Below are 7,791 nucleotides of genomic sequence, written 5' to 3'. Positions count from 1 at the left end.
CGCCTGGAACGACGCTTCGTCCAGCGTCCGGTCGAGACCCGGCAGCACGATGGCGCCGCCGGGCAGGCGCGCGATCGCGGCAAGCAATTCGGCCGTCGCTGGTATCGAGCCGGTCGAGCCTGCGGCGATGACCGGGCCGGCGGGCGGATTGCGCAGCAGCCGCGCCGCCTCGGCGCGGATCAGCGCACTGCGATGCGCGGCCGGATTGGAGCGGTCGCTTTCCGCGAGGAGTTTCGGCCAGGCTTCGGTGACGATGCCGAGGAATTCGAGCGTCACCTGCCACCATCCGGCGAGATTGCCGGTCACCAGATCGGTGAGCTTGGCCCAGTCGGTGCCTTCCGTTTCGATCTCGTCCATCAGCCGGGCGAGATCGCGCGCCAGCCAGATCGCGTCGGCGGTGGAAGCCGGGATGACGATCTCCTCGGCGAAAAGGGCGGCGACATGCGCCGGCAGCCGGCGTTTCCAGGCGCGCACCAGCGGCGTCAGCAGCAACAGGCGTTCGGTTGCCGAAATCGGCGGCGCGAGATCGATGGCCGCCGATGCCTCGGTCTCGAACGCGGCCTCATCCTCGTCGAATTCGCCGAGTGGCCGGATGACCGGCAGGATCGCCGAGCCGCCGCCGCCGCGTGCCGCCAGGCTGTCGACGAAGACACCCCGCAAGGCACGCGCGGCACGGCGTGTCGGCACATAGATAGTGACATCGGCCAAAGCGAGCGGGTCGCCGTCGAATCGAAACCCCGGAACAAGACGGCCGGCAAGCAGCGCCTCGGCAAGCGTCGGCAGAAACGGCGCTCCGGGCGGGATCGAGAAGACGCGGCTGGAGCCGCTCATTGCGACTCGATGAGCGCACCGGCGACCGCCGCTTCCGCGAGCGGTACGGCATCGGGCGTGCCGACGGTGATCCAGTGGCCATGCATGGGCATGCCGAACAGGCGCCCTGCGGCGATGGCGGAATCGAAATAGGCGTTGAGCGAGTGCGGCCCGGCCGGTGCGCCCTTGAACAGGCGCGGATCGACGATCGCCGCGCCGGCATAGATCAGCCCCGCCGGATCCCCCTTTGAACGCCGCAAGCCGCCATCCGGCGCCACCAGGAAATCGGTGCTGCCGCAGTGTCCGGTCGCCTGTTGGAGATCCGCCAGCATCAGCAGAATATCCATTTTCGCCGCGTCCCATGCAAGGGCGAGGCGCTGGAGATTGAGAGGACCGTCATCGATCCAGAAGGTGTCGGCATTGAGGATGTAGAAGGGTCGCTCGCCCAGTTCCGGCAGCGCCTTGACGATGCCGCCGGCCGAATCGAGCAGTTGTTCGCTCTCGTCGGAAATGACGATTTTTGGCGCGCGGCGCGCGGCGACATGGGCGACGATCTGTTCGGGAAAATAGTGGACGTTGACCACGGCCTTCGCGACACCGGCGGCAGCCAGGCTGTCGAGGCTCCAGTCGAGCAACGTCTTGCCGGCAATCCTGACCAGCGGCTTGGGAATGGTGTCGGTAATCGGCCGCATGCGTTTGCCAAGGCCGGCGGCAAGTACGATGGCGGTGTCCGGTCCTGCTGTCACAGCGCTCGCTCCTCCAGCAAACCGTGGGCGTCGTAGAACTCGCGCAGGCTTGCCAGCGCCGGATGAGACAAGGCTCGGCGCAGATAATCGCGAATGCGCGGCAGGTGTTTTAGATAATAGGGCTTGCCGTCGCGCTTTTCGAGGCGGACGAAGATGCCGAGGATCTTGGAATTTCGTTGCGCCGCCATGATGGCGTAGGATTCCAGGAAGCTTGCCTCGTCGAAAGCACCGGCTGCGTGGCGCGCCGCGACATAGGCATCCAGCGTCTTTCTCTCGATCTCGGGCGACATCGTAACACGCGCGTCCATGGCCAGCGAGGCGACGTCATAGGCGGACGGGCCGATCAGCGCGTCCTGGAAATCGACGATGCCCAGCCGATCATGCCCTGAACGGTCGCCGCGCCAGATGATGTTGGGCGAATGAAAGTCGCGCAGCATCAGCGTATATTCGCGGCCGTGCAGCCGGTCGAGGAGCGCGCCCCATTGCTTGTGGTAGCCGGCGCGCAAGGCACCGCTTGCCGGGCTGCCCGTTATTGCCGGCACGTACCAGTCGACCAGCAGATCGGCCTCGATCATCATGGCCTCGCGGTCGAAAGGCGGGACATCGTGGAAGCCGCCATGCCCTGTTTCCAGGCGCTGCGGCCAGGTCCTGCCATGCATCATGGCCAGCAGCTCGGCCGCCGCCGCGCAGCGCTCGGGCAGCGGCTGGCCATCGCTGCCGAGGAACCCTTCCGAGCCAAGATGTTCGAGTAGCAGGAATCCCTGCTCCTGGTCCTCGGCATGGATTTCCGGAACGCTGACGCCGCCTGCCTTCAAGGCGCGGTCGATGGCGACGAAAGCGGAAACCGACTGGGCGGTGTGGGCGATCTCGGCATAGGGCTTGCCGTCGCGGACCGGCGGGCCGAGCACCAGCCGTGGCGAGTTCATCAGCACTTGCGGCTTTTGGCCCGGCAGCGAAACGATCTCGTAAGAGCGGGCAGAAGCATCGCCAATGAAATGGCGGCGCTGCGCTTGCGCCCAGCCGGCGCTCACGAGAAAGTCGCGCATGGCCAGCGACCGTGCGGCCCGATCGAAGGCAGGTCCCTGCCCCGACAATCGTGCCAGCCGGCCGTTGCCATGCTGGACGAGCTCGATCAGGACCGTGGTTTTCGGCAGATGGGCTTCCGCCCGCTCCGGCCATTCGACCAAAGCAGCACCTTGCGCCAAGGCTTCGTCGAACCCAAGCTCATCGATCTCGTCGGCCGAGGACAGGCGGTAGAGATCGAAGTGATGCACCGGAATGCGGGTGTCGTAGCTCTGCACCAGCGTGAAGGTCGGGCTCGGAACGTCGAGGCCGGCATCGTCGGCCAAGGTCCTGATCAAGGCCCGCGCCAGCGTCGACTTGCCGGCGCCCAGATCGCCCTTCAGGGCAAGCACGTCGCCTGGGCGCAGCGACAGCGCCAGATCTTCGCCCAGCCGCGCTGTCTGGGTCTCGTCGGCGAGTAATCGCTCCAGCACCAATCCGGTCATCGAACGCGCTACTCGGCCGCGGCACGGATGCCCGGCATGTCTGGAAAGGTGCAGATGACGGTCGTGCCCTTGTCCTTGCCGGTTTCGATGCGAACGCTGCCGCCATGCAGCTCGACGAAGCTCTTGACGATCGACAGGCCGAGGCCGGCGCCGCGCCGGCGGCCACCATTGGCGCGCGGCTCGAAACGGCGGAACACCGAATCGAGCACATCGGGCGGCATGCCGGGACCGTCGTCATGGACCGAGAATTCCACCCCGTCCGCCAGATGGCGGCAGGTGAGCCGGATGGTGCTGGCTTCCGGGGCGTAATTGGCGGCGTTGCTGAGCAGATTGTAGAGGATCTGGCGGACGCGGACCTCATCGCCGTGAAACGTCTTCGGCGCCGAGGCTGCTTCGACCTCGAGCCTGATCGAATGCTCTTCCAGCCGGTCGGCCACCAGTTCGGCCGCAGCGGCGATGGTGCGATCGACCTGCACCTCGGAAATATCGAGCTGCATGATGCCGGCGTCCACCGTCGCCAGGTCGAGTATGTCGTTGACGATGGTGAGCAGGACCGCGGAGGAGGAGCTGACATGCTCGACATATTCCCGCTGCTTCTGCGTCAGCGGACCGGTCGTGGGCTGTGACAGGAGTTCGGTGAAGCCGATGATGTTGGTCAGCGGCGAGCGCAGTTCATAGGAAACATGCTGGACGAATTCGTTCTTGAGCTGGTCGGATTTTTGCAGCGCCTCGTTCTTGTCCTTCAGCGCCCGCTCGACATGGACGCTGTCGGTGACGTCGACGAAGGTCATCATCACCTGCCCGTTGGGCAGCGGGATCATGGCGTAACTCAACACGTTGCCGTTGTTGAGCTCGGTCTGTCCGTGGCGGTCGCGGCGCTCGTCGTCGAAGCCGGTGACGGCGGCAACAAAGCCGGGCCAGGGGCTGTCCGCCGCCTGCCGGTCGCAAAGGTCGCGGATGGTGGAAACATGGACGCTGGGCTTGGCCGCTTCGCCGCTCAATCCCCAGAGCGTGGCAAAGGCAGGATTCGACAGCCGGAGCCTGCCGTCGGGTCCGAACACCGCTACGCCTTCGGCAAGATTGTCGAGCGTCTCGCCCTGGACCCGCACCGCTGTCTGGTAGCGGCTCTCGAGGTCCATCTTCTCGGTGAGGTTCTCGAACACCCAGGTGACGCCGCCCTTGGGCTGCGGGTTGGCGACGACGCGGATGGTCTTGCCATCAGGCAGATGCCACCAATGTTCCTGGGATTCCACAGCGCGATAGGCGCCGAGCAGGCCTTCCTTCCAGCGGCGCCATTCAGGCTGTTCGGCGATCTTGCCTTCGCTGCGCAGCCGGTCGAGCAGCAAGGCATTGTCTGGAGCGCTGTGCAGGAAGCCTGCGTCCAGGCCCCAAAGCTTCTGGAAGGCCTGGTTGAAGAACCGCAGCTTCTCGTCGGTGTCGAAAATGGCGACCGCCGTGTTGAGCTGGTCGAGCGTGTCGGCGTGGCTTCGCACCGTCCGTTCGTATTCGCCGCGAACGGCTTCGATGGCACTGGTGTCGCAGGCAAGGCCGGCCGAGCCATCGCTGCCGGCGAAATCGGTGACCGCGAACACACGGCGATCGCCTTCGATCACGGTGGACAGCGATTGCTCGAAAACCGGATGCGTCCTGTGCTGGGCGGCAATCGCATCGCGCGCCTGGCCGCCGAGGAACTCTTTCTTCTCCCGAACCGCGGCTTCGGCATTTTCGGCTTCGACGGCATCGGCATAGGCGCGGTTGACCCACCTCAGCCCGCCATCCTCGCCGCGGAGCCATGCCGGCATGTTCAGCGCGTCGAGCAGGCCGATCATCGTGTCGTGGTCGGCGGCCAGCCGCTGGTTCTCGATCTTCAGCCTGGCCTGGCTGCGCTGCGTCTCCGAGAGCGAGACGAAACGCACGAGCACATGCGCGGCACTCTTGCGGCCATGCACTTCGAGCGGCGCACCGGCCTGCGATTCGATGACCAGGTCGAAGGGTTTGGCCTTTTCGCGCAATCCCGCGACGGCATGTTCGAGTGCCGCCGCCGAACGCGGCATCAGCCAGCGGCCGAAAGCAAGAAAAGCGGCCCTATCCTCGGGAGCGCCGCTTTCGACGGGCAATGTGCCGATGAGCTCGGGCTTCTTGTTTTCCGCAGCCCAGACGACGACGCGCTGGTCGCGCAGATTGAGCAGCGCCTCGGAACGGCGGAGCGCCGCGTTGATGTCGGCGAGGCGGCTCCTGAGTTCGACATTCTCCGCCGAGGTGCGGGCTCTTTCGCGGATGAGAACGATGGCCGATATCAGTGCGGCACCCGTCACGCCGACGAACACTGCAAGCTGCATGACATCAATGGCACTCACCGACAGTCCGGCGACGCTGGCAACAGCGGTCTCGGCATGCGCGGCGGCGCCGGCCAAGGGCCCCGCGAGCGCGGAGGTGGCAAGGAATGTCGACGCGCGGGCGCGCCAGGACAGGCTCCCCCCTTCCAGGGCGGAGCCAGCAATCCCCGAATCGTCATGGCCGCCGGAAACGGCCCGTCCCGCTATGTGCGGGTGTTGCCCCGGCATGTCTTGGTCCTCTCCGCCGCCTGAATGCAAGACCGCCCTGATGCGTGCCTCTCTTGACCCTCTCGGGCTGGAAGCATCGCCGAATCACCTGACAATAACCCCTCGCCGAATCGGCGTGAAGGCTGATGGCGCGCAAAAATAAGGCCGGGCGAAAAGTCAATCGCCCGGCCTCAATATCTGGTAGTAATTTTAGCTTTGGTTAATAGCGGTAGTGTTCCGGCTTGAACGGACCCTGCGGCGTGACGCCGATATAGGCGGCCTGTTCACCCGACAGTTCGGTCAGGCGGGCGCCGAGCTTGTCGAGATGCAGGCGGGCGACCTTTTCGTCGAGATGCTTGGGCAGGACATAGACCTGGTTCTCGTACTGGCCGGGCTTGGTGTAGAGCTCGATCTGCGCCAGCACCTGGTTGGTGAAGGATGCCGACATGACGAAGCTCGGGTGGCCGGTGGCGTTGCCGAGATTGAGCAGCCGTCCTTCCGACAAAAGGATCATCCGCTTGCCGTCCGCGAAGGTGATCATATCGACCTGCGGCTTGACGTTGGTCCATTTCAAATTGCGCAGCGCGGCGACCTGGATCTCATTATCGAAATGGCCGATGTTGCCGACGATGACCATGTCCTTCATAGAGCGCATATGGTCGAGGGTGACGACATCCTTGTTGCCGGTGGTGGTGATGACGATATCGGCGGTGGGGGCCGCATCTTCCAGCGTGACGACTTCAAAACCGTCCATCGCCGCCTGCAGGGCGCAGATCGGATCGACCTCGGTGACCTTGACGCGGGCGCCGGCGCCCTTGAGCGAGGCCGACGAGCCCTTGCCGACGTCGCCATAACCGCACACGACAGCGACCTTGCCGGCCATCATCGTGTCGGTGCCGCGGCGGATGCCGTCGACCAGCGATTCCTTGCAGCCATACTTGTTGTCGAACTTCGACTTGGTGACCGAGTCGTTGACGTTGATTGCGGGGAAGGGCAGCAGGCCCTTCTTCTGCAGCTGGTAGAGGCGGTTGACGCCGGTGGTCGTCTCTTCGGTGACGCCGCGGATCGCCGCCTTCTGCTTGGTGAAGAAGCCGGGCGAAGCCTTCAGGCGCTTCTTGACCTGGGCGTAGAAATATTCCTCTTCCTCGCTCTGCGGGTTGGACAGCACGTCCTCGCCGGCCTCGGCGCGGGCGCCGATCAGGATGTACATGGTGGCGTCGCCGCCATCATCGAGGATCATGTTGGAGAGGCCGCCATCGGCCCACTGGAAGATCTTGTCGGTGTAGTCCCAATACTCCTCCAGCGACTCGCCCTTGACGGCAAACACCGGGATGCCGGCCTCGGCGATGGCCGCGGCCGCATGGTCCTGGGTCGAGAAGATGTTGCAGGAGGCCCAGCGGATATCGGCGCCAAGCGCCTTCAGCGTCTCGATCAGCACCGCCGTCTGGATGGTCATGTGCAGCGAGCCGGTGATGCGCGCACCCTTGAGCGGCTGCTTGGGGCCGAATTCCTCACGGCAGGCCATCAGGCCCGGCATTTCGGTTTCGGCGATCTCGAGTTCCTTGCGGCCCCAGCCGGCAAGCGAGATGTCGGCGACCACATAGTCCTTGCTACCCGTCATGGCAGTACTCCGATGCGAATGTTGTGCTTGCGAATTTGTTGCGGACACGCCCGCGCCGGTCGGCGCGTCCAAGGGCGCGAATTGCCGGCCTGACTAGCAGATCGGAGCAAGGACGACAATGGGATATAAAGAAATCTTTATCCCTGCATGTCTCTCGGACGCATATCGCGCTCTACCAGATCAGCATTCCTCGCCGAAGCGGGACGCCACCAGTTGCTCCAGGGCGTCGATGACCTGCTGGGCCTCCGGCCCGCTGGCGGTGACGCGGATCGAATAGCCGGGGCTTGCCGCCAGCATCATCAGGCCCATGATCGAGGTGCCGCCAACCTTGACGCCATCCTTCTCGACATGCACCGAGGCATCGAAGCCGCTGGCCAGCTGGACGAACTTCGCCGAAGCGCGCGCATGAAGGCCGCGCTGGTTGATGATGGGAAAATCCCGGACTATCTGATCTTTTTCCGGGGACAGCGCGGTCATTTGCTGCTCAGGAGCTGGCTGGCAACATTGATGTATTTGCGACCGGCGGCCTGGGCCTCATCAAGGGCGGCCGCCATGTTGTCGCC

At 64.8% G+C, this 7,791-nt stretch carries 5 protein-coding genes and 2 pseudogenes; all 7 read right to left on the bottom strand.

The genetic code is table 11. From position 1 onward, the window contains the following. Positions 1 to 831: pseudogene (locus EN925_RS14500) on the bottom strand (double-strand break repair protein AddB); the annotation flags it as partial. Next, complete coding sequence (locus tag EN925_RS14495; protein WP_127384677.1) at positions 828 to 1,556, bottom strand: nucleotidyltransferase family protein; 729 nt, start codon at positions 1,554 to 1,556, stop codon at positions 828 to 830. The pseudogene EN925_RS14500 and the gene EN925_RS14495, both read right to left, overlap by 4 nt. Next, complete coding sequence (gene tsaE, locus EN925_RS14490) at positions 1,553 to 3,064, bottom strand: tRNA (adenosine(37)-N6)-threonylcarbamoyltransferase complex ATPase subunit type 1 TsaE (RefSeq protein WP_127384676.1); 1,512 nt, start codon at positions 3,062 to 3,064, stop codon at positions 1,553 to 1,555. The genes EN925_RS14495 and tsaE overlap by 4 nt, the downstream gene beginning before the upstream one ends. 8 nt (positions 3,065 to 3,072) lie before the next feature. Continuing rightward, positions 3,073 to 5,628: a PAS domain-containing sensor histidine kinase gene (locus tag EN925_RS14485; protein WP_127384675.1), complete on the bottom strand. Its 2,556-nt coding sequence runs from the start codon at positions 5,626 to 5,628 to the stop codon at positions 3,073 to 3,075. Positions 5,629 to 5,827: 199 nt separating this feature from the next. After that, positions 5,828 to 7,228, bottom strand: a complete 1,401-nt coding sequence (gene ahcY / locus EN925_RS14480) for an adenosylhomocysteinase (protein WP_013528332.1) — start codon at positions 7,226 to 7,228, stop codon at positions 5,828 to 5,830. A 180-nt stretch (positions 7,229 to 7,408) separates the two neighbouring features. After that, complete coding sequence (locus EN925_RS14475; RefSeq protein WP_013528333.1) at positions 7,409 to 7,705, bottom strand: HPr family phosphocarrier protein; 297 nt, start codon at positions 7,703 to 7,705, stop codon at positions 7,409 to 7,411. Beyond that, a pseudogene (locus tag EN925_RS41640) lies at positions 7,702 to 7,791 on the bottom strand (PTS fructose transporter subunit IIA); the annotation flags it as partial. The gene EN925_RS14475 and the pseudogene EN925_RS41640, both read right to left, overlap by 4 nt.

This window comes from Mesorhizobium sp. M7A.F.Ca.US.006.04.2.1 (assembly GCF_004022915.1).
Lineage (GTDB): Bacteria > Pseudomonadota > Alphaproteobacteria > Rhizobiales > Rhizobiaceae > Mesorhizobium > Mesorhizobium ciceri.
This window is presented reverse-complemented; position numbering and strand designations above follow the sequence as displayed.

What these genes read in the sequence shown, in the direction of transcription:
- tsaE (WP_127384676.1), bottom strand. Translation starts at nt 3,064, where the DNA reads ATGACCGGATTGGTGCTGGAGCGATTACTCGCCGACGAGACCCAGACA.
- EN925_RS14485 (WP_127384675.1), bottom strand. Translation starts at nt 5,628, where the DNA reads ATGCCGGGGCAACACCCGCACATAGCGGGACGGGCCGTTTCCGGCGGC.
- ahcY (WP_013528332.1), bottom strand. Translation starts at nt 7,228, where the DNA reads ATGACGGGTAGCAAGGACTATGTGGTCGCCGACATCTCGCTTGCCGGC.
- EN925_RS14475 (WP_013528333.1), bottom strand. Translation starts at nt 7,705, where the DNA reads ATGACCGCGCTGTCCCCGGAAAAAGATCAGATAGTCCGGGATTTTCCC.